The sequence below is a fragment of the Halochromatium roseum genome, assembly GCF_016653315.1.
GTDB classification, from domain to species: domain Bacteria; phylum Pseudomonadota; class Gammaproteobacteria; order Chromatiales; family Chromatiaceae; genus Lamprobacter; species Lamprobacter roseus.
In genome coordinates, this window is sequence record NZ_NHSH01000048.1 from 1 (window position 1) to 1,125 (window position 1,125).

1 protein-coding gene is annotated in these 1,125 nt (G+C 59.6%); it reads left to right on the forward strand.

Features of this window, described 5'->3' with window-relative positions; genetic code table 11:
- A partial coding sequence (locus CCR96_RS07550; protein ID WP_201219448.1) for a hypothetical protein occupies positions 1 to 1,125 on the forward strand: 1,125 nt, incomplete at both ends.

Consider the following 1,125-nt stretch of genomic DNA (forward strand, 5'->3'; position numbering starts at 1 on the left):
CGGTCGCTCTCAGCAGTAACAACACCGTCGACAATACCAGTGGTCTGATCCAAGCCCTTGACGGCTCGTCGGTCGAACTGGGAAGTAATTCTGCAGTTGTCAATACTGGCGGACTGATCCAGGCCCTTGACGGCTCGTCGGTCGAACTCGGCAACAACGCCATCATCGCCGACGGGCGACTCAGCACCACCGGTACTGGCGTGATCTCGGTCATCAGTAGTTCTTACAACAGCTCCGCGCGACTGACCAATGTTACCAATGAGGGCCGCATTGAAGTTCAAAACGGCGATGGCCTGACGCTGGAAGGCACCATCACCAACAGCGGAAGCATTGGTCTTAGCTCAAGTGCTGGCTCCGGCTATCTCCACATCGACGACGGCGCGACGTTAACGCTCACGGGCAGCGGGGCACTCGCCGTCGACGGCGGCACCTACGTCGATAACCGCAGCAACAGCAGCGATCCCGTCGATGCGGTGACGCTCATCAACGACACCGGCCACCGTATCCGCGGCGCTCAGGATGGTGGCATAGGGACTCTGTCATTAGACAACGCTGTCACGCTGGTCAACCGCGGTTTGATCCAAGCCGACAGCGGCGATACGGTTGCGCTCAGTGGTATGCAGCCGATTGATAACACCGCCGGCAGAATCGACGCCCAGGATGGCTCGGCAGTGGCCATCCGCAGTAACACCAGCATCAGCGGCGGACTGCTCAGCACGGCGGGCACCGGTGTGATCTCGGTCACTAGTTCCGCTTACAGCAATTCCGCGCGACTGACTGATGTCACCAATGAAGGCCGCATCGAGCTGCAGCACTACGATGGTCTAACGCTGGAAGGCACCACCACCAACGATGGCACCATTGGCCTGAATTCAAGTGCTGGCTATGGTTACCTGCACATCGATGACGGCGGCACGGCGACGCTCAGCGGCGCAGGGGCACTAGTCGTCGATGGAACCACCTATGTCGATAACCGCAGCAACAGCAGCGATCCCGTCGATGCGGTGACGCTGATCAACGACACGGATCATCGCATCCGTGGCGCTCAGGATGGCGGCACGGCGACGCTGTCGATGGATAACAATGTCACCTTGGTCAACCGTGGGCTGATCCAGGCTGATAGTG